At 62.3% G+C, this 18,574-nt stretch carries 17 protein-coding genes; 12 read left to right on the top strand and 5 right to left on the bottom strand.

The features are described 5' to 3' along the window. Positions 1-52 precede the first annotated feature (52 nt). Positions 53-358: a DUF982 domain-containing protein gene (locus G9X68_RS19215; protein ID WP_171603729.1), complete on the top strand. Its 306-nt coding sequence runs from the start codon at positions 53-55 to the stop codon at positions 356-358. Positions 359-435: 77 nt separating this feature from the next. Here G9X68_RS19215 and G9X68_RS19210 read toward each other — a convergent pair whose 3' ends face one another. The 4 genes from G9X68_RS19210 to G9X68_RS19195 all read right to left on the bottom strand — a co-directional run bounded on the left by G9X68_RS19210 (position 436) and on the right by G9X68_RS19195 (position 4,253). Then, positions 436-1,710 carry an NAD(P)/FAD-dependent oxidoreductase gene (locus G9X68_RS19210; RefSeq protein ID WP_171603728.1) on the bottom strand — a complete coding sequence of 425 codons (1,275 nt, stop codon included), beginning with the start codon at positions 1,708-1,710 and terminating at the stop codon, positions 436-438. Positions 1,711-1,723: 13 nt separating this feature from the next. Further along, complete coding sequence (locus G9X68_RS19205) at positions 1,724-2,392, bottom strand: haloacid dehalogenase type II (RefSeq protein ID WP_171603727.1); 669 nt, start codon at positions 2,390-2,392, stop codon at positions 1,724-1,726. Positions 2,393-2,563: 171 nt separating this feature from the next. After that, complete coding sequence (otnC, locus tag G9X68_RS19200; RefSeq protein ID WP_171603726.1) at positions 2,564-3,238, bottom strand: 3-oxo-tetronate 4-phosphate decarboxylase; 675 nt, start codon at positions 3,236-3,238, stop codon at positions 2,564-2,566. A 16-nt stretch (positions 3,239-3,254) separates the two neighbouring features. After that, positions 3,255-4,253 carry a LacI family DNA-binding transcriptional regulator gene (locus G9X68_RS19195; RefSeq protein WP_171603930.1) on the bottom strand — a complete coding sequence of 333 codons (999 nt, stop codon included), beginning with the start codon at positions 4,251-4,253 and terminating at the stop codon, positions 3,255-3,257. Positions 4,254-4,513: 260 nt separating this feature from the next. Here G9X68_RS19195 and ltnD point away from each other — a divergent pair, with 260 nt between their 5' ends. The 10 genes from ltnD to G9X68_RS19145 all read left to right on the top strand — a co-directional run bounded on the left by ltnD (position 4,514) and on the right by G9X68_RS19145 (position 16,078). Next, positions 4,514-5,458 (top strand): L-threonate dehydrogenase, encoded by a 945-nt coding sequence (gene ltnD / locus G9X68_RS19190; protein ID WP_171603725.1) that lies wholly within the window; start codon positions 4,514-4,516, stop codon positions 5,456-5,458. A 14-nt stretch (positions 5,459-5,472) separates the two neighbouring features. Then, positions 5,473-6,249 carry a 2-oxo-tetronate isomerase gene (gene otnI / locus G9X68_RS19185; RefSeq protein ID WP_171603724.1) on the top strand — a complete coding sequence of 259 codons (777 nt, stop codon included), beginning with the start codon at positions 5,473-5,475 and terminating at the stop codon, positions 6,247-6,249. Positions 6,250-6,252: 3 nt separating this feature from the next. Then, entirely contained in the window at positions 6,253-7,533 is a 1,281-nt protein-coding gene (otnK, locus tag G9X68_RS19180) for a 3-oxo-tetronate kinase (RefSeq protein WP_171603723.1), read from the top strand. Between the two features lie 155 nt (positions 7,534-7,688). Continuing rightward, a complete protein-coding gene (locus G9X68_RS19175; RefSeq protein ID WP_171603722.1) occupies positions 7,689-8,525 on the top strand; it encodes a GNAT family N-acetyltransferase in 837 nt (278 codons plus the stop codon). 13 nt (positions 8,526-8,538) lie between these two features. After that, positions 8,539-9,915 carry an aspartate aminotransferase family protein gene (locus G9X68_RS19170; protein WP_171603721.1) on the top strand — a complete coding sequence of 459 codons (1,377 nt, stop codon included), beginning with the start codon at positions 8,539-8,541 and terminating at the stop codon, positions 9,913-9,915. Between the two features lie 222 nt (positions 9,916-10,137). Then, positions 10,138-10,851 carry an HAD-IA family hydrolase gene (locus tag G9X68_RS19165; protein WP_168308378.1) on the top strand — a complete coding sequence of 238 codons (714 nt, stop codon included), beginning with the start codon at positions 10,138-10,140 and terminating at the stop codon, positions 10,849-10,851. Positions 10,852-10,914: 63 nt separating this feature from the next. Further along, the gene (locus G9X68_RS19160; RefSeq protein ID WP_171603720.1) at positions 10,915-12,525 is read left to right on the top strand and encodes an ABC transporter substrate-binding protein; all 1,611 of its coding nucleotides are present in this window, start codon (positions 10,915-10,917) and stop codon (positions 12,523-12,525) included. An 87-nt stretch (positions 12,526-12,612) separates the two neighbouring features. Continuing rightward, the gene (locus G9X68_RS19155) at positions 12,613-13,563 is read left to right on the top strand and encodes an ABC transporter permease (RefSeq protein WP_171603719.1); all 951 of its coding nucleotides are present in this window, start codon (positions 12,613-12,615) and stop codon (positions 13,561-13,563) included. Further along, positions 13,560-14,426, top strand: a complete 867-nt coding sequence (locus G9X68_RS19150) for an ABC transporter permease (protein ID WP_065283214.1) — start codon at positions 13,560-13,562, stop codon at positions 14,424-14,426. The genes G9X68_RS19155 and G9X68_RS19150 overlap by 4 nt, the downstream gene beginning before the upstream one ends. Further along, positions 14,423-16,078 (top strand): ABC transporter ATP-binding protein, encoded by a 1,656-nt coding sequence (locus G9X68_RS19145; RefSeq protein WP_168308380.1) that lies wholly within the window; start codon positions 14,423-14,425, stop codon positions 16,076-16,078. Before G9X68_RS19150 ends, G9X68_RS19145 begins: the two co-directional genes overlap by 4 nt. A gap of 381 nt (positions 16,079-16,459) precedes the next feature. Here the strand turns inward: G9X68_RS19145 and G9X68_RS19140 are convergent, their stop codons facing one another. Then, positions 16,460-16,936, bottom strand: coding sequence for an Lrp/AsnC family transcriptional regulator (locus G9X68_RS19140; protein WP_003549758.1), 477 nt, complete (start codon positions 16,934-16,936; stop codon positions 16,460-16,462). A 233-nt stretch (positions 16,937-17,169) separates the two neighbouring features. Here G9X68_RS19140 and G9X68_RS19135 point away from each other — a divergent pair, with 233 nt between their 5' ends. Next, entirely contained in the window at positions 17,170-18,495 is a 1,326-nt protein-coding gene (locus G9X68_RS19135) for an NAD(P)/FAD-dependent oxidoreductase (RefSeq protein ID WP_171603718.1), read from the top strand. Positions 18,496-18,574 lie beyond the last annotated feature (79 nt).

Genomic DNA, 18,574 nt, shown 5'->3' with positions numbered 1-18,574 from the left:
TCCGAACCATGGCCCGGCATTGGCACTGGCCGTCCCGCGGAGTTCAGGGGCCATGAGATTCGATATGCTGAGAAAGTTCCCAACGATAATTCTTGTTTTTGCCGAAGGGAAAGATCGCAAGGTGATCCGTACCGCTCACGAGGCTGCCCAACTGTTGCTGAAGGAATGGCCCACCGACGATGGTGAGGAATTCCTCACAGCGGTGAGAATCTGTTTGGAGGTCCTTACCGGAGAGAGCGAACCCGAGCAATTGCATGAGGCAATCGTCCGCGCGGCATATGAAGCAGGTATTGCAGTGATCACGACTGATAACCGCCTTGGGATTCTCAGGATCTATCCAGTCAGCGAGGCCAGATAGTTGAGCGCCGCGCAGGCGCTCATCGCAATCCCGCCCCCATCGAGCCGCTTCGGCTGCAATCGGACTGATCCGGTCCGTTACTGGAAGCGGTCGAGGGTCTTGTAATAAAGCCCGACGAGCGGCAGGAACCACGGCTTTCCGAAATGGCCGGGGACGGCCGGCCAGTCGAGCCCCTTGATCGGGTTACGGTCGGCTTTGCCGAGGATGGCGTCGGCCATGATCATGCCGAGGTGGGTGGAGAGCTGGGCGCCGTGGCCGGAATAACCCATGGCATACCAGACACCATCGACGTGGCCGGCGCGCGGATAGCGGTCCTTGGTCATATCGACGAGCCCGCCCCAGCAGTAGTCGATTTCGACGCCGGCAAGCTGCGGGAAGATTTCAGCCAGGCTGGCGCGCAGAATGTCGCCGCTCCTTGCGTCCGAGCGCTGATCCGATGTGGCGGAAAACCGGGCGCGACCGCCGAAGATCAGCCGCTTGTCCGGCGACAGCCGGAAATAGTTGCCGATGTTCATCGACGTGACGCAGGTGCGGTTACCCGGCATCGTAGCCGCGATTTCGGCGTCGGTCAGCGGACGGGTCGCGATCAGAAAGCTGCCGACGGAAATGATCCGGCGGCGGAAATAATTAAACAGCGACGGCGTATAGGCGCCTGTCGCGACCAGCACATGGTCTGCGGTGACGGTGCCGCGTGCGGTGTGAAGGCTGTGGCGACCGTTGCCCTGCCGGTGCGCAGTCACGGAGGCCTTTTCGAAGATGGCGGCACCGTGACGGGTGGCCGCAGTGGCGAGCCCCGCGACATAGCGGCCCATATGCATCATCGCGCTCTTCTTCGAGAGCATGGCGCCATGGAAGGGCGACCCAACCTCGCTTTTCAGGTCACTCGCCGTCAGAAGTGCGGTGTCCGGATCGACCTCTCTGTGAACAGCCTCGAAATTGCGGGCAAGGGCATCGAAATGCTGCGGCTTGGAGGCAAGCTTCAGCTTTCCGGCGCGGCGGAAATTGCAGTCGATCCCCTCTTCGGCGATAATCGCCTCGATCGTGTCGATGGAATCGTCGAACGCCTTGTAGAGGGCGACGGCTCGCTCCAAGCCGAGTGCTGATTTGGCGGACAGGAAACTGTGGGCGAGCCCGTTGTTGAGGTGGCCGCCATTGCGCCCCGATGCCCCCCAGCCGACCCTTTCGGCTTCCAGCACGACAACCTTGACGCCCGTTTTCGCAAGCTGGCGCGCAGCGGCAAGCCCGGTGAAGCCGGCGCCGATGACGGCGACGTCATAATGTCCCTCGACGGGACCCTGAGCGCCCCCGGCAAAGGCTGGTGCCGTGTTGTGCCAGTAGGATTCGAACTGCATCTGCGCGTCTCCGTCAGAGCCCGACGACGCCAGGCAGGCCCGAGATGTCAGGAATTTCGACATAGCCGTAATAGGGGTTGGCCGGCTCGTGGCCACGATTGACCCAGACCTTGTTCTTGATGCCGAGATCGTGCGCCGACATCAGGTCGTAGCGGAACGAGGACGAACAATGCAGCACGTCTTCCGGCCCGCAGCCCAGCATATCGAGCATGTATTCAAAGCCCTTGAAGCGTGGTTTATAGGACTGCGCCTGCTCGGCGGTATAGACCGCATGGAAGGGCGCGCCCAGTTTTTCGACGTTCGACATGATCTGCGAATTCATGGCGTTGGAGAGGATGACCAAAGGGATTTCCCTGGCGACCTTGGCGAGACCGGCCGGAACATCCGAATGCGGCCCCCAGGTCGGCACACGCTCATAGATCATCCGGGCGGCTTCGTCGCGAAATGTCACGCCGTTGCGCTTGCATGTCCGCTCGAGCGAATTGTGTACGACCTCGGCATAGGGTTTCCAGTCGCCCAGGATCTCGTCGAGCCGATAGGCGGCGAAATTCTTGATGAACTCCGCCATGCGTGGCTCGTCGAGCTCTTCGCCGTAGAGGTCGCGCGCCGCTTCCGCCATCTGAAAATTGGTCAGCGTGCCGTAGCAGTCGAAGGTGATGTATTTCGGACGGAACGTCGTCATCTGCGTATCCTTGAGCGATCGGAACTGGGGACGTGTCACAATCATAGGCACCGCTTCACCCACAGCTCGCCTGAATTGCCGCCATCGGAAGCAGAATCTATCGTATCGAAAGCGGGGTTTGGCAGAAGGTTGCGCGCTTGCCCGCGGTCAACGTCCGGCGGAGTTACGCCTTCAATCGCCGTCGTGATCGTGATCGTGATTCGACGGAAGGTCGAGGCCGAAGGTATTGACGAGATCAGCCACCTGCGCCGGGCTGAGGAAACGGGGATTGAGGTTGCGCAACAGCAGATAGAGCTTCGCCGTTTCCTCCAACTCCTCGGTCGCAAAAACCGCCGCCTCCAGGCTGTCGCCGGCGACAACCGGTCCGTGATTGGCCAGCAGCACCGACGAATACTTGCCCGCCAGCCCGCGGATGGCGTCGGCCACCGCCGGATCGCCGGGACGATAATATGGCACCAGTGCGGTTTCACCGGCGCGCATCAGATAATATGGCGTCATCGGCGGCAGGGCGGCGCGCGGATCGATCTCCGGCAGCATGGTCAGTGCCACCGCGTGGGTGGAGTGAAGATGGACGATGGCGCGGGCGCTGCCGCGCGTATCGTAGAGGGCCGTGTGCAGCGGAATTTCCTTGGTCGGCTTGTCGCCGGACAGGAGCCGGCCTTCGGCATCGAGCCTGGAGATCCGTACCGGGTCGAGAAAGCCGAGCGACGCGTTGGTCGGCGTGACCAGCCAGCCGCCATCCTCCAGCCGCAACGATATGTTGCCCGACGAACCGGGCGTCAGCCCGCGCTCGAACAGCGAGCGGCCGTATCGGCAGATTTCCTCACGCAGGCGCGCGTCGGACATGACAGTTCCTCCAATATTACGCGGTTGCCCCTTCGATCAGTTCAAAGCCGAGATCGACTGCCTGCGGCGGCGCGTTGCCGACGACAAGCTGGGCGGCTATCTGCCCCGTCGCCACGCGCGGCGTTCGGATGGTCGACAGTGGTTGCGGTGTTGCCTGGCCGATATCGAGGCCGTTATAGCCGAAAATGGCGAGCTTCGAGGGGATCGCGATCCTTTCGGCCAGACAATGAAAATAGCCGCCCAGCGCCATGTCGTCGTTGGAAAAATAAACCGCATCGAGATCGGTCGTCCGGGCAAGCAGCCGCTCCAGCCCCAGCCTGCCGTTTTCCACGGACGAAGCGCCGGCGAGAATTTCGCGGGCGATGAGGGGGGCGTCATGCGCATCGAGCGTTTCGCAAAAGCTGGAAAACCGCTTGCCGGCACGGGTATCGCGGTTCAGGTCGTGACCGACATAGCCGATCCGGCGATACCCCCGCTTCAGCAGGAAGGCAGCGCTCTCCCGTCCGGCCGCACGGTTCGAGAAGCCGACCGCGATATCGAGAGCATCACCGTCCAGATCGAGCAATTCGACGATCCGGCACCCGCTGGCGCGCAGCATCTTCACCGTACCCTCGGTATGCTCGTACCCAGCCAGCATGACCGCCGCAGGCCGCCAGGCAAGCATCGCAGCAGCGAGCGCTTCCTCCTTGCCCGGATCATAATCGGTCACCGAGAATACCGCCTGATACCGGTTTTCCTCCAGAACAGCACTGGCGCCGCGCAGCACATCGGGAAAGACGATGTTGGACAAAGAGGGAATGACGAAGGCAACGAGACGCGAACCGGTGGAGGCGAGCGTTCCCGCAATCCGGTTCGGCACATAGCCCAGCCGCTCGACGGCAGCCATCACCCGCTCGCGCGTCTTGCCGGAAAACGAACCGTGGTTGCGCAGCACGCGCGACACCGTGCTCTCGCCGACACCGGCCGCTTGCGCCACCTCCGCAAGGGTCACCGTTGCCTGATGTTTGAATTCCATAGTCAATGTTGAACCCGGCATCTGGAAGCTTCAGGCGCGCGAAGAGTCCTTGGAACGCCGCCGCTGCCTCATCATGTTTCACCAGTTTCGGCGAGAAGCAAGGTATTTTTGGCAGCGCTGCCAATTTACGGTTGGCGGCGCCGCTAAAACAGAGTAGGAAAATGGCAGCGCTGCCAAACAACGTGGCAGCCACCACGACCCTCTTCGGATGACGTCCGCAGGGGTATGGATATTTTCTCACCAGACCGGAGAAACGCCCTATGACATCGCTTGCTGAAAATCCGGGCCGTGCCGTCATCGCGGCTGTCATTGGTCTTGGCTCCATGGGTTTGGGAATGGCGCAGTCGATGAAGCGCGCAGGTCTCGATGTCGTTGGGTATGACATCACGCCGGAGGCAGTGGACCGCTTCGTCGCCGGGGGCGGACGTGGCGCGGCGACCCCTGCCGCTGCGGCAAAGGATGCCGACATCGTCGTCTCCGTGGTCGTCAACGGCGCGCAGACCGAGGCCGTGCTGTTCGGGCCTCAAGGCGTCGCAAATGCGATGAAGCCCGGCGCCGTCTTCATCTCGTCGGCCACCATGGATCCCGCCGTCGCGCGCGATCTGGCCGGGCGGGTGGAGGCTCTCGGCCTGCATTACCTCGACGCGCCGATTTCGGGCGGCGCGGCCAAGGCGGCGCGTGGCGAACTGACTGTCATGGCCTCCGGCTCCAGACAGGCCTTCGACACGGCACGCCCGGGTCTCGACGCCATGGCCGCAAAAGTCTACGAGCTCGGCGACGAGGCCGGAAAAGGTGCTGCCTTCAAGATGATCAACCAGCTTCTCGCCGGCGTGCACATCGCGGCCGCCTGTGAGGCCATAACGTTCGCCGCCAAGCAGGGCCTCGACCTCGACAAAGTCTATGAGGTGATCACGGCTTCGGCCGGCAATTCGTGGATGTTCGAAAACCGCGTGCCGCATGTATTGGCCGGAGACTATACGCCGCTCAGCAGCATCGAGATTTTCGTCAAGGATCTCGGTATCGTCCAGGACATGGCCCGCTCCGAGCGTTATCCCGTACCGCTCGCGGCAGCAGCCTTGCAGATGTATCTGGCCGCCGCAGGCGCCGGCATGGGCCGTGACGACGATTCCTCGCTGGCGCGGCTCTATGCCAAGCTTTCCGGCGCTGAATTGCCCAGTTCCACCAAAGAGCCGCAGAGCCTGTAAAAGGAACGCTAGACATGCCGGTTTTCGCCGCCAACCTGACGATGATGTTCAACGAATGGGCGTTCCTCGACCGCTTCGACGCCGCAGCCGATGCCGGCTTTGCCACCGTCGAATACCTCTTTCCCTATGAAGCCGCGCCGGAGGCAATCGCCGAACGGCTTGCCCGCAACAATCTGCAGCAGGCCCTGTTCAACCTGCCGCCGGGCGACTGGGCAGCAGGCGAGCGTGGCATCGCTGCCCTCCCTGGACGGTTCGATGCGCTGAAAGCGGATGTCGAGCGGGCACTGGACTATGCTGAAGCAACCGGCGTCAAACGGTTGCACTTGATGGCAGGCATCGCCGACCCTCAAGACGAAGACGCCTCCTCCACTTATCGGCGCTCCGTCACCTATGCCGCCGGGCGCCTTGCGGAAAAGGGCATCGATCTGCTGCTCGAGCCGATCAACGGGCGAAACATGCCAGGGTATTTCCTCAACGACTTCGGCGCCGCCGAGCGGCTGATCGCCGAATGCGGTCTGCCGAACCTGAAGCTGCAGTTCGACATCTACCACCGTCAGATCATCCATGGCGACGTCACTATGGCGTTACGACGTCTGCTGCCGATTACCGGCCATATCCAGATCGCCAGTGTGCCGTCCCGCAACGAGCCGGATGGGGAGGAATTGAACTATCCCTATCTGTTCGGTGAAATCGACCGCCTAGCTTATGACGGTTTCGTCGGCTGCGAATACGTCCCGCGCGGCCACACACTGGACGGTCTTGGCTGGTTCAAACCTTTTGCACGGAGCTAGACGATGGCTATTTTGCTCGGATCAATCGCTGACGACTATACGGGCGCCTCGGACCTCGCCAACACCTTGACGAAGAACGGCCTGCGTACGGTGCAGACGGTCGGCATCCCTGATCCGTCGCTCGCCCTACCGGATGTCGACGCCGTCGTCGTTTCCCTGAAGATCCGCTCCGTCCCGGCCTCGGACGCCGTGACGGCGGCGGCGAGCGCCGAGCGATGGCTGCGCCAGCGGGGCGCCGGCCATGTGCTTTACAAGATCTGCTCGACCTTCGATTCCACCGATGCCGGCAATATCGGTCCGGTCACCGAGGCATTGAGCGAGGCGGCCGGCGGCGGCTCCGTGCTGGTGACACCCGCCTTCCCGGAAACCGGACGCACCGTCTATCTCGGTCATCTCTTTGTCGGCGGCCAGCCGCTGAACGAAAGCCCCCTCAAGGACCACCCCCTCAATCCGATGCATGACGCCAACCTCGTGCGGGTTCTCACCCGACAATCGCGCAACGCCGTCGGACTGATCGATCTCACAGCCATCGCGGCCGGACCTGATGCCGTCAAGGCGAGGCTTGACGGCCTGCGCACGGCAGGCATCACCACTGCTATCGCCGATGCGATTTTCGAACGCGATCTTGAAACGCTCGGCGAAGTCGCGTTGAAAACACCGGTGTCCACTGGTGCGTCCGGCCTCGGCCTCGGCCTGGCCCGCGCGCTCGTCCGCTCCGGCCGGATATCCTCCGCCGGAGCACCGACGACGGACGCCATTCGCCCCGTGGGCGGGCTTTCCGCGATCGTTGCCGGCAGTTGCTCGAAGGCAACGCTACACCAGCTCGACATCGCCGAACGGTCGATGCCCGTCCTGCGGCTCGACCCGGAGCGGCTGCTTGCCGGTCCAGATGAGATCGCCGCTGCGATTTCCTGGGCCGGGGACCGCATCTCCGCCGGCCCCGTCGTGGTCGCTGCGAGCGCTGCACCTGAAACCGTGTCCCGACTGCAATCGCTATACGGACGAGAGGCCTCCGGCCACGCGATCGAGACCGCGACGTCGATCATAACAGCAGAACTGGTGGAGAGGGGCGTGCGGCGGCTTGTGGTCGCGGGCGGCGAAACCTCGGGCGCTGCCGTCGACAGGCTCGCCATTCCGGCATTTCTGATCGGCCCGGAGATTGCGCCCGGCGTGCCGGTGCTGCGCACGGTCGGCAATGCGCAGGGCGACATGCTTCTGGCGTTGAAATCAGGAAACTTCGGAGGCGAGGATTTCTTTACGGCAGCGCTGGCGATGATGCACTGACAGGGCCTGGATCCGATGGATATCGATCGGTTCTAGCATAAGATGCGGTGGCCCATGACAGCAAAGCCATAAGATACTGCTTGAACCATGGCCTTCAGACGATCTGCCCGCCGGCGCTCCGGCAGACTGGCGGGCACGATATGAAGGACGCCCCCATGCAAGCAAGTCAGATCGAAATCGTCCCGTTCGGCCCCGACCATCTGGAAGCCGCCGTCGCGCTCTCAAGACAGGCGGGCTGGCCGCATCGGACGGAAGACTGGCAGCTGGCGCTCGCCTTGAGCGAAGGGATGGTTGCGGTCGAGGACGGCAGGGTCGTCGGCACCGTGCTAGTCACGCCATACAAGGGCGATTGTGCAACCATCAACATGGTCATTGTCGACGAGACGATGCGCGGCAGGGGCCTCGGCCGCAAGCTCATGGACGCCGCATTGCTGACCGCGGGTGACCGGCCGTTGAGGCTGGTGGCGACGACGGCAGGTCTGCCGCTCTACCAAAAGCTTGGCTTCCACGAGACGGGAACCGTGCTGCAGCATCAGGGCCTCGCGGGAGAAATTGCCGCGCCGGCGGAAACGGAAGCCGCCACCGATGCCGACCTCGCTGGCATCGCGGAGCTTGACCGACTTGCCTTCGGCGCCGACCGCGAAGAGCTGCTCTCCTATCTCGCCAGGATCGGCGAATTCGCCGTCCTTCGCCGCGACGGCCACGTTTCCGGCTTCGCTTGCCTGCGTCCCTTCGGCCGCGGCGAAGTGATCGGACCCGTGGTGGCCGCCGACCTCGGCGAGGCCAGGAAACTCATTGAACATTTCATCGCCAGGCGGCCCGGACGGTTCCTCAGGGTCGATACCACGGCCGAGACCGGGCTTTCCCCATGGCTCACCGAACAGGGGCTCGCCCATGTCGGCGGCGGAATCACGATGAAAAAGCCGTTGGTTCGCCAGGCTGCCGACCCGGCCGTCACCACCTTTGCCCTCGCCAGCCAGGCACTCGGCTGATCCGGAGATCCCCATGTACAGCAATTCCCTCATCGAACTCGATCGCGCCCATCTCATCCATCCGGTCGCCTCCTACCGCGGCCATGAAAAGCTCGGCGTGCGCGTGCTGGCCTCGGCCAAGGGCGCGACGGTCACCGACGCCTCCGGCAAGCAGCTGATCGACGGCTTCGCCGGCCTCTGGTGCGTCAATGCCGGTTACGGCCACGAAAGCATCGTCGAGGCAGCGGCCCGGCAGATGCGCGAGCTTCCCTATGCGACGGCCTATTTCGGCCTCGGCTCCGAGCCCGCGATCCGGCTTGCAAGCGAACTCGCCGACCGCGCACCGGGCGATCTCAACCATGTCTATTTCACGCTCAGCGGCTCCGATGCGATAGACAGCACGATCCGCTTCATCCGCTACTATTGGAATGCCCGTGGGCAGCCTGAGCGCGATCAGTTCATCTCGGTCGAACAGGGCTATCATGGCTCCTCGACGGTCGGTGCGGGTTTGACAGCGCTGCCGGCCTTCCATGCCGGCTTCGGCGTTCCCTTCGATTGGCAGCATAAGATTCCGTCTCACTATGCCTATCGCAACCCGGTGGGCGACAATCCGCAGGCGATCATCGAAGCCTCGCTTGCGGCGCTGAAAGGCAAGGTCGAGGCGATCGGGCCGGAGCGCGTTGCCGCTTTCTACGTCGAGCCGATCCAGGGCTCGGGCGGCGTTCTGGTGCCGCCGAAAGGCTGGATGAAAGCCATGCGGGAATTCTGCCGCGCGCACGACATCCTTTTCGTCGCGGACGAGGTGATCACCGGCTTTGGCCGCACCGGCCCGCTTTTTGCCTGCACCGAGGATGACGTCGTGCCCGATTTCATGACCACCGCCAAGGGCCTCACCTCCGGCTACGTCCCCATGGGCGCCGTCTTGATGGCGGATCACATCTATCAAACGATTGCCGAGGGCGCGGGTGCTGCCGCCGTCGGCCATGGCTATACCTATTCGGCCCATCCCGTCAGCGCCGCGGTCGGCCTCGAAGTCCTGAAGCTTTACGAAAACGGCCTTCTCGAAAACGGCGTCAGGGCCGGCGCACGGCTGATGCGGGGCCTGGAATCGCTGAGGGATCATCCGCTCGTCGGCGATGTCCGTGGCCGCGGCATGCTCGCCGCCGTCGAGCTCGTGGTCGACAAGGTCAACAAGACGCCGTTGCCGGCATCCGCCGAACCCGCCCGCCGCATCTTCGATCGCGCCTGGGAGAACGGCCTCGTCATCCGCGCCTTCGGCAATGGTGCAATTGGCTATGCTCCGCCGCTTTGCTGCACAGAAACGGAGATTGACGCGATCGTCGAGCGCACCCGCATCACGCTGGACGAGACGCTGGAGGACCCGGATGTGCGTCGGGCGCTGCAGTCCTGAGAATATCGCGAAACGGCCAGATTCGGTATTTTGTGCCGCGTCGTGATGCCTATTCGGCGAATCCGGCGCAGTGCAGGTGACAAACTGAAGTCAACGAAAAGGCCTGGATCCCGGCAATGCGGGCCTTCCATACAAGAGCGGGACACTGATCCCGCCAGCGGAACAGAATTTTCTTCTTCGAGAAGCCGAGCTCCCATCGGAGCCGAACACTGGGGAATTCACGTGAGCAAGAGCCTTTCGGAATTCAAATACATGACCTTCGATGTCGTCGGCACGCTCATCGACTTCGAAGGCGGTCTCAAGACCTGCCTCGCCGAGATCGCGGCCGAGGCAGGGACTGAAATCGACGGCGAGCAGGCGCTTGGCCTCTACCGCGCAGCCCGCTACTCCAAGGATGCCGACCTCTTTCCCGACGATCTCGTGCGCGTTTATCTCGCGATCGCGCCGAAGCTCGGCCTGCCCACTGACCAAGAATATGGCCAACGGTTGCGGGATTCGGCCAAGAGCTGGAAGGGTTTTGCAGACAGCGCCGCAGCGCTGGCCAGTCTTGCGAAGAATTACCGCCTCGTGGCGATGACCAATGCCCGCCGTTGGGCATTCGATTTCTTCGAGAAGGAACTCGGCAATCCCTTTTATGCAGCCTTCACCGCGGATGATACGGGGACCGAGAAACCCGATCCCGCATTCTTCGAGACGGTATTCGACTACGTCGCCGCCGCAGGACATTCGAAGGACGACGTCCTGCATGTCGCCCAGAGCCAGTACCACGATATCGGGATTTCCAGAAAACTCGGGCTGACCAATTGCTGGATTGAGCGGCGCCATGCCGAGAAGGGTTACGGCGGCACGATCGAACCGGCCGAGTTCACCAAACCCGACTACCATTTCACCTCCATGGCAGGCCTTGCCGATGCCGTGGCCGCCGCGCGCGCCTGACTTTGAAAGCAGATCGGGCCTGCCCGCAACGGGCAGCCCGCCACAGAAGAAAAGGGGAATGAGATGAACGACAAAATCACCAATTGGACTAGGTCCGACGATGCCAGGATCGAAACCGCCATCCGTCGTGGCGCCACCCGTCGTGAGTTGCTGCATATGATGCTTGCAGGCGGCGTGGCCCTGTCTGCCGGCGGGCTCGTGCTTGGCCGCGCCGGCGAGGCGCTCGCCGCCACGCCCGTTTCCGGCGGCGCGCTCAAAGCGGCCGGCTGGTCGTCCTCCACGGCCGATACGCTCGACCCCGCCAAGGCGTCGCTCTCCACCGACTATGTCCGGTGCTGCTCCTTCTATAACCGCCTCACCTTCCTCGACAAATCAGGCACGCCGCAGATGGAGCTTGCCGAAGCGATCGAGTCCAAGGATGCGAAGACCTGGACGGTCAAGCTGAAGAACGGCGTTACCTTCCATGACGGCAAGCCGCTGACCGCCGATGACGTGGTTTTCTCGCTGAAGCGCCATCTCGACCCATCCGTCGGCTCGAAGGTCGCCAAGATCGCCGCGCAGATGACCGGCTTCAAGGCGGTCGACAAACAGACCGTCGAGATCACGCTCGCCAGCCCGAATGCCGACCTGCCGACCATCCTGTCGATGCATCATTTCATGATCGTCGCCGACGGCACGACCGATTTCACCAAGGCCAACGGCACCGGCGCTTTCGTCAAGGAAGTCTTCGAGCCGGGCGTTCGATCGGTCGGGATCAAGAACAAGAACTATTGGAAATCCGGCCCGAACGTCGATTCCTTCGAATATTTCGCGATCAGCGACGACAATGCCCGTGTAAATGCACTGCTTGCGGGCGACATCCATCTCGCAGCCACGATTAATCCGCGCTCTATGCGCCTCGTCGAGGCCCAGGGCGACGGCTTCACCTTGTCGAAGACGACGTCCGGCAACTATACCAATCTCAACATGCGACTGGATATGGAGCCCGGCAACAAGCGCGATTTCATCGAGGGCATGAAGTATCTCGTCAACCGCGAACAGATCGTCAAATCGGCGCTGCGCGGTCTCGGTGAAGTCGGCAACGATCAACCCGTTTCGCCGGCGAACTTCTATCATGACGCAGAGCTGAAAGCGCGAGCCTTTGATCCTGAGAAGGCGAAGTTCCACTTCGACAAGGCCGGCGTGCTTGGCCAATCCATCCCGATCATCGCTTCCGACGCGGCGAGCTCGTCGATCGACATGGCCATGATCATCCAGGCGGCCGGCGCAGAAATCGGCATGAAGCTCGATGTCCAGCGAGTGCCATCTGATGGCTATTGGGACAATTACTGGCTCAAGGCGCCGATCCACTTCGGCAATATCAACCCGCGGCCGACCCCTGATATCCTCTTCTCCCTGCTCTACACCTCGGACGCTCCGTGGAACGAAAGCCACTACAAGTCGGAGAAGTTCGACAAGATGCTGATCGAGGCGCGCGGCTCTCTCGATCAAGACAAGCGCAAGGCGATCTATAACGAGATGCAGGGCATGGTCGCCCAGGAAGCCGGCACTATCATTCCGGCCTATATCTCGAACGTCGATGCGACGACCGCCAAGCTCAAGGGCCTGGAAGCCAACCCGCTCGGCGGCCAGATGGGATACGCTTTTGCGGAGTATGTCTGGCTTGAAGCCTGATTAGGCAGGAGACTGGGGCTGCAGCCGCGCCCCAGTTCCTCCATCTGCATTGATGGAACTTAACTCGAACGCAAAGGGAAGACGCCCGTGAACCGCCAGGTCTTATCCCTTGTACTGAGCAGATTGTTCGTCGCCGTGATCACCCTGGTGATCGTCTCGTTTGCCGTCTTCTTTGCGACAACGCTGTTGCCTGGAGATACGGCGACGATCCTGCTCGGCCAAGCCGCCACGCCGGAAGCCGTCGAAGGCCTGCGCAAGGCCATGCATCTCGACGAACCGGCGCTCTTTCGTTTCATGCGCTGGTTAGTCGGGCTGCTCCAAGGCGACCTCGGCACGTCCTATGCCAACGAAATGCCGATCGCCGCTCTCATCGCCGGCCGCTTCGTCAACACGCTGAAACTTGCCGGCGTCACCGCGCTTTTCTCCGTACCGATCGCGCTGACGCTCGGGATCACTGCGGCAATGCTGCGCGGCACGCTTTACGACCGGATCGTCACCGTGATCACCATCGGCGTCATCTCCGTGCCGGAGTTCATGGTCGCGACCTCCGCGGCGCTCATCTTCGCCGTCTATCTGAAATGGCTGCCGGCGCTGTCCTTCGCCAATGAAGTCCACAGTCTGGCCGACCTGTTGCGTGTCTATGCCATGCCGGTGATCACCCTCACCTTCGTCGTCTCGGCCCAGATGATCCGCATGACGCGCGCGGCTGTCATCGAGACGCTCAACACACCTTATGTTGAAATGGCATTGCTCAAGGGCGCCTCCCGGCCGCGCATCGTCTTTCGCCATGCGCTGCCCAATGCGCTGGGTCCGATCGTCAATGCCGTCGCGCTTTCCCTGTCCTATCTTCTCGGAGGCGTCATCATCGTCGAGACCATTTTCAACTATCCCGGTATCGCCAAGCTGATGCTGGATGCCGTCGCCACCCGCGATCTGCCGCTAATCCAGAGCTGCGCGATGATCTTCTGCCTGGGCTACCTGCTGCTGATCACCATCGCGGATATCATCGCCATCCTTTCCAATCCGAGGCTCCGATGACCATGACCAGTTCCGAAACCACCTCCGGCCGGCTGTCCGGAACCCGGTTTGGCTATCGCTTCAACATCGTCGGCGCGATCGGCTTCACGGTCATCTTCTTATGGGCGCTCGTCGCGATCTTCGCCCCATGGATTATTCCCTACCCCGTCGGCGAGATTATCGATCTCGACTATTTCGGCCCGATGAGCCGGGAGCTCTGGCTCGGCTCCGATTATCTCGGCCGCGACATGCTCTCGCGGATTCTGATGGGGGCGCGCTACACGGTCGGTATCTCGCTGGCGGCGGTAACGATCGCATGCTTCAGCGGCGTCGTGCTCGGCATGATCGCAGCGGTGGCCGGCGGCTGGCTGGACACGATCCTCAGCCGCTTCCTCGACGCCCTCAACTCCATCCCGAGCAAACTGTTCGGCCTGGTGGTCGTCGCTGCCGTCGGCTCCTCGGTCCCGGTGCTGATCATGACGCTGTCGGTGATCTACATCCCCGGCGCTTACCGTTTCGCCCGGGCGCTCGCCGTCAACATCAATGCGATGGATTTCATCACGGTCGCGCGCATCCGCGGGGAAAGCACTCTCTATCTTATTCGCTCGGAAATCCTGCCCAACATCGTCGGACCGGTGCTTGCCGATCTCGGCATCCGCTTCGTCTTCATCGTTCTGCTGCTCTCCGGGCTTTCCTTCCTCGGCCTTGGCGTCCAGCCGCCCTATGCCGATTGGGGTGCGCTCGTGCGTGAGAACATCGGCGGCCTGCCATTCGGTGCGCCGGCGGTAATGTTTCCCTCGTTTGCCATCGCCAGCCTCACGATCAGCGTCAACCTGCTGATCGACAACCTGCCGCAGAAAATCCGCGACCGGAGTGTGTCATGAGCAATCTCATCGAAATCCGTGACCTGAAGGTCGAGGCCACCACCGATTCCGGCCGTCGTGTCGAAATCATCAAGGGCGTCAGCCTCGATGTTGCCGAGGGCGAGATCGTCGCGCTGATCGGCGAGAGCGGCTCGGGCAAGACTACCATCGCCCTGACCCTGATGGGCCACACCCGTGCGGGCTGTCGTATCTCCGGCGGCAGCGTTTTGGTCGGCGGTAAGGACATGGTCACGCTCAGCGAAAAGCAGCGCGCCAAGGTGCGCGGCACCGAAGTCGCCTATGTCCCGCAATCGGCCGCCGCCGCCTTCAACCCGGCCACATCGATCATGGATCAGGTGATCGAAGTCACGCGTATCCATCACCTGATGTCGCCGGACGATGCGCGTGCTCGGGCAGTCGAGCTCTTCCGGGCACTGTCGCTGCCGAACCCCGAGACGATCGGCAGCCGTTATCCGCACCAGGTTTCCGGCGGCCAGCTGCAGCGTCTGGCGGCCGCCATGGCGCTGATCGGCGACCCGACCCTCGTCATCTTTGACGAGCCGACGACGGCGCTCGACGTCACGACCCAGATCGAAGTGCTGCGGGCTTTCAAGTCGGTCATGAAGAAGGGCGGCATAGCAGGTGTTTATGTCTCGCACGACCTTGCCGTCGTCGCCCAGATCGCCGACCGTATCGTTGTCTTGAAAGGCGGAGAGACCCAGGAAACGGGCACCACCGAAGATATCCTCAACAACGCCAAGCACCCCTATACCAGGGAGCTGCTTGCAGCCTTCGAGCCGAAACTGCGCGCAGCAGCAGCCCCTGTCGAGAAAGCGGCGGCTCCACTTCTGAAGATCGAAGATCTCGTCGCTGGCTATGGACAGCGCCAGGCTGACGGGCTGCCGCTCGTTCGCGCGGTCGAGCACGTGAGCCTGAAGGTGGAAAAAGGCCGCAATCTCGGCATCATCGGCGAATCCGGTTGCGGCAAGTCGACACTCGCCCGTACCATCGCCGGCATCCTGCCGGCCGCGATCGGCAAGATCACCTTCGACGGCACGGAACTGCATCGCAACGCGCGCAAGCGTTCACGTGATGAGTTGCGCGAGATGCAGATCGTCTTCCAATATGCCGATACCGCACTCAATCCCGCAAAATCGGTCGAGGACATACTCGACAGACCTTTGGTGTTTTACCACGCTATGGATAGAAAAGCGCGGAACGCCCGGATCGATCAACTGCTCGATATGGTACGCCTGCCCCGCAACCTGCGGCATCGCCGGCCGGGCGAACTCTCGGGCGGCCAGAAGCAGCGTGTCAACTTCGCCAGGGCGCTCGCCGCCGATCCGAAGCTGATCCTCTGCGACGAAATTACCTCGGCGCTCGACACCGTGGTTGCCGCCGCCGTCATCGACCTGCTCAAGGAATTGCAGCGGGAACTCGGCCTCTCCTACATCTTCATCAGCCACGACCTCTCAGTGGTGGAGGCGATCTGCGACGAGATCGTCGTGATGTATGGAGGCAGGAAGGTCGAGGAAATCACCTCCTCAACAGTGAGGGCGCCGCAACACCCCTATTCGCAACTGCTCTTCTCATCGGTGCCGACACTCGATCCGGCCTGGCTCGACGGGCTCCAGCAGGATCCGGAACTGGTGCGGGCTTATTGCCGGCACTGAGCGCCGATTCAAGGCGTTGCCGCGCTGCCCTCCTCGGAGCCAAAAGCGAGATACTTGCCGGACTCAGCGCGCACCCGGTCAGGTCATGCTGAAAAGGCTAGGCTTCACGGCAAGAGATCTGCAAGTGGCGGCGATCATGGCTTTGGAAAGACGGCCCGAAATTCTGTCGCAAGTCCTTCCAACCAGTATGAGACTCTTAATTATGGGGAGAACAACCTGCGACAGAGATAATCGGCCTCTCAATTGGGTCGAGGAGATGCAGTTGGGTAAGGTCGATTTGACCCCCGGACAGAGTGCGTTGGGACATTCGGCCACAGGGGCGGATGAAAGAACATCCAGCCGTGATATCAGGAGCGGCCCCGGTGCGGTCCTTCTCGCCAACTAATGCGGAAACAAGGTGGTTAGCGGCATGTGGGCTTTGATGATTGGCGATTTCAGCACGACGAAGCTGAAATATTTGTCGATGCCGACGTCCATATCGGTGAGGCGCTCCATGATCGTCTGGTATTCGTCGATCCCGGCGGTGACGAACTTCAGCAGATAATCGTAGCCGCCGGAGACCAGATGGCATTCGATCACCTGGTCGACCTTCTCGATCGCCGCCAGGAAGCGGGCGAAGTCGATTTGCCGGTGGTTCTTCAGGGTGATCTCGGTGAAGACAGTCAGCGTCTGCCCCAGCTTGCTGACGTTGATCTGGGCCGAATAGCCTTCGATGTAGCCTTCGGACTGCAGCTTCTTTACCCGCATCAGGCAGGGGCTCGGCGACAGATTGACCAGTTCGGCGAGTTCCACATTGGTGACTCGGCCATTCTTCTGCAGTTCGTAAAGGATTTTTACGTCGATCCGGTCGAGTTTCATCTCACACGCCCTCACTTGCTGGAGATCGCCAATGACGCAGCAGATTATGCTGCTTGTTCCCGACACCAACCTTAGCACATGACGTTGGCCTGTCGATCGCGTTGCGAGACAGGCCGAAGCACAAACGGCTACTGGCATCCTCCCCACACGGAATCTTCTGCTGCCACGAACCGATCTCCGGCAAAGCCGTGGCGTCGGATCCGCTACACTAGCGTTAAAACGGAGACTCTCCCATGACTGCACCGCTCAATCGCGTCGACACCACGCCGGAACTGCCTTCCACCGCTGATGCCGTGGTCATCGGCGGCGGCATCGTCGGGGTTTTTGCGGCCTACTATCTCACCCGGCGCGGATTGAAGGTCGCCCTCGTCGAGAAGGGCCTGATCGGCGCCGAGCAATCGAGCCGCAACTGGGGCTGGTGCCGACAGCAGAACCGCGACGCCCGCGAACTGCCGATGTCGACCAAGAGCCTCGATCTGTGGGAGCGCTTCGCCACTGAGACCGGCGAGGATACCGGCTTCCGTCGCTGCGGCCTCTTCTATCTCAGCAATAGCGAGGAGGAACTGTCCGGCTGGGCACGCTGGCGCGATTTCGCCCGCTCGGTCGGCGTCACGACGCATATGCTGAGCAGCGAAGAGGCAACCGAACGCGGGCGTGCCACCGGCACCTCATGGAAAGGCGGGGTGTTTTCGCCGACCGACGGCACCGCCGATCCGGCAAGCGCTGCGCCGGCCGTCGCGCGTGCGATCCTGAAGCTCGGCGGAACGGTGCATCAATCCTGTGCGGCCCGCGGCCTTGACGTCGAAGGCGGAAGGCTCTCCGGCGTCGTCACCGAGCATGGCACGATCCGCACGAAAATCGCCATCCTCGCCGGCGGCGCCTGGGCCTCCTCCTTCTGCCGCCAACTCGGCATTCGATTTCCGCAAGCCTCGATCCGCTCGTCAATCCTCTCGGTTTCCGCGGGGGCCGAGGGCCTGCCGGATGCATTGCATACATCCGCAGTGTCGGTGACGCGACGTCGCGATGGCGGCTACACGCTGGCGATCAGCGGCCGCGGCCGCGTCGATCCGACGCCGCAGCAGCTTCGCTTCGCGCGGCAGTTCCTGCCGATGTTTGCCCGGCGCTGGCGCAGTCTCGCACCCGGCGGGTTGGAAGGTTTTCGCTCAGGGCATGAATCTCTGGCACGCTGGCGGCTCGACAGGCCGACACCGATGGAGCGCATGCGCATCCTCGACCCGGCGGTAAACGAGGCCACCATTGCCCTCACGCATTCGCGGGCGCTCGAACTTCTTCCCGCGTTGAAAAAAACCGATATCAGCGCGGCCTGGGCAGGGTACATCGACAGCACACCTGACGGGGTGCCCGGGATCGGCGAAATCCCTACCCTCCCGGGTTTCATCGTCGCTGCCGGCTTCAGCGGACACGGCTTCGGCATCGGGCCGGGCGCCGGCCATTTGATCGCCGATATCGTCACGGGCGATGAGCCGATCGTTGATCCCAGGCCATACCATCCCGAGCGCTTCGGGACATCCGCCTGGGGCAAAGTGGCTGATTTCTAGGGAGCAGTCGGCATTTGCGCGATGTCGGCAACGCGGATCGGCACGGCTTGGTGTCACAGGAGCTGATGCATCACGCTTC

It is taken from the genome of Rhizobium changzhiense (assembly GCF_013087625.1).
GTDB classification, from domain to species: Bacteria; Pseudomonadota; Alphaproteobacteria; order Rhizobiales; family Rhizobiaceae; genus Rhizobium; species Rhizobium sophorae.
The sequence above is the reverse complement of the archived record's forward strand: the minus strand, read 5'-3'. Positions and strand labels throughout refer to the sequence as shown.

Bases quoted from the DNA above. Each gene is read 5' to 3' on its own strand.
- G9X68_RS19215 (WP_171603729.1), top strand. From the start codon at position 53: ATGAGATTCGATATGCTGAGAAAGTTCCCAACGATAATTCTTGTTTTT.
- G9X68_RS19210 (WP_171603728.1), bottom strand. From the start codon at position 1,710: ATGCAGTTCGAATCCTACTGGCACAACACGGCACCAGCCTTTGCCGGG.
- G9X68_RS19205 (WP_171603727.1), bottom strand. From the start codon at position 2,392: ATGACGACGTTCCGTCCGAAATACATCACCTTCGACTGCTACGGCACG.
- otnC (WP_171603726.1), bottom strand. From the start codon at position 3,238: ATGTCCGACGCGCGCCTGCGTGAGGAAATCTGCCGATACGGCCGCTCG.
- G9X68_RS19195 (WP_171603930.1), bottom strand. From the start codon at position 4,253: ATGGAATTCAAACATCAGGCAACGGTGACCCTTGCGGAGGTGGCGCAA.
- ltnD (WP_171603725.1), top strand. From the start codon at position 4,514: ATGACATCGCTTGCTGAAAATCCGGGCCGTGCCGTCATCGCGGCTGTC.
- otnI (WP_171603724.1), top strand. From the start codon at position 5,473: ATGCCGGTTTTCGCCGCCAACCTGACGATGATGTTCAACGAATGGGCG.
- otnK (WP_171603723.1), top strand. From the start codon at position 6,253: ATGGCTATTTTGCTCGGATCAATCGCTGACGACTATACGGGCGCCTCG.
- G9X68_RS19175 (WP_171603722.1), top strand. From the start codon at position 7,689: ATGCAAGCAAGTCAGATCGAAATCGTCCCGTTCGGCCCCGACCATCTG.
- G9X68_RS19170 (WP_171603721.1), top strand. From the start codon at position 8,539: ATGTACAGCAATTCCCTCATCGAACTCGATCGCGCCCATCTCATCCAT.
- G9X68_RS19160 (WP_171603720.1), top strand. From the start codon at position 10,915: ATGAACGACAAAATCACCAATTGGACTAGGTCCGACGATGCCAGGATC.
- G9X68_RS19150 (WP_065283214.1), top strand. From the start codon at position 13,560: ATGACCATGACCAGTTCCGAAACCACCTCCGGCCGGCTGTCCGGAACC.
- G9X68_RS19145 (WP_168308380.1), top strand. From the start codon at position 14,423: ATGAGCAATCTCATCGAAATCCGTGACCTGAAGGTCGAGGCCACCACC.
- G9X68_RS19140 (WP_003549758.1), bottom strand. From the start codon at position 16,936: ATGAAACTCGACCGGATCGACGTAAAAATCCTTTACGAACTGCAGAAG.
- G9X68_RS19135 (WP_171603718.1), top strand. From the start codon at position 17,170: ATGACTGCACCGCTCAATCGCGTCGACACCACGCCGGAACTGCCTTCC.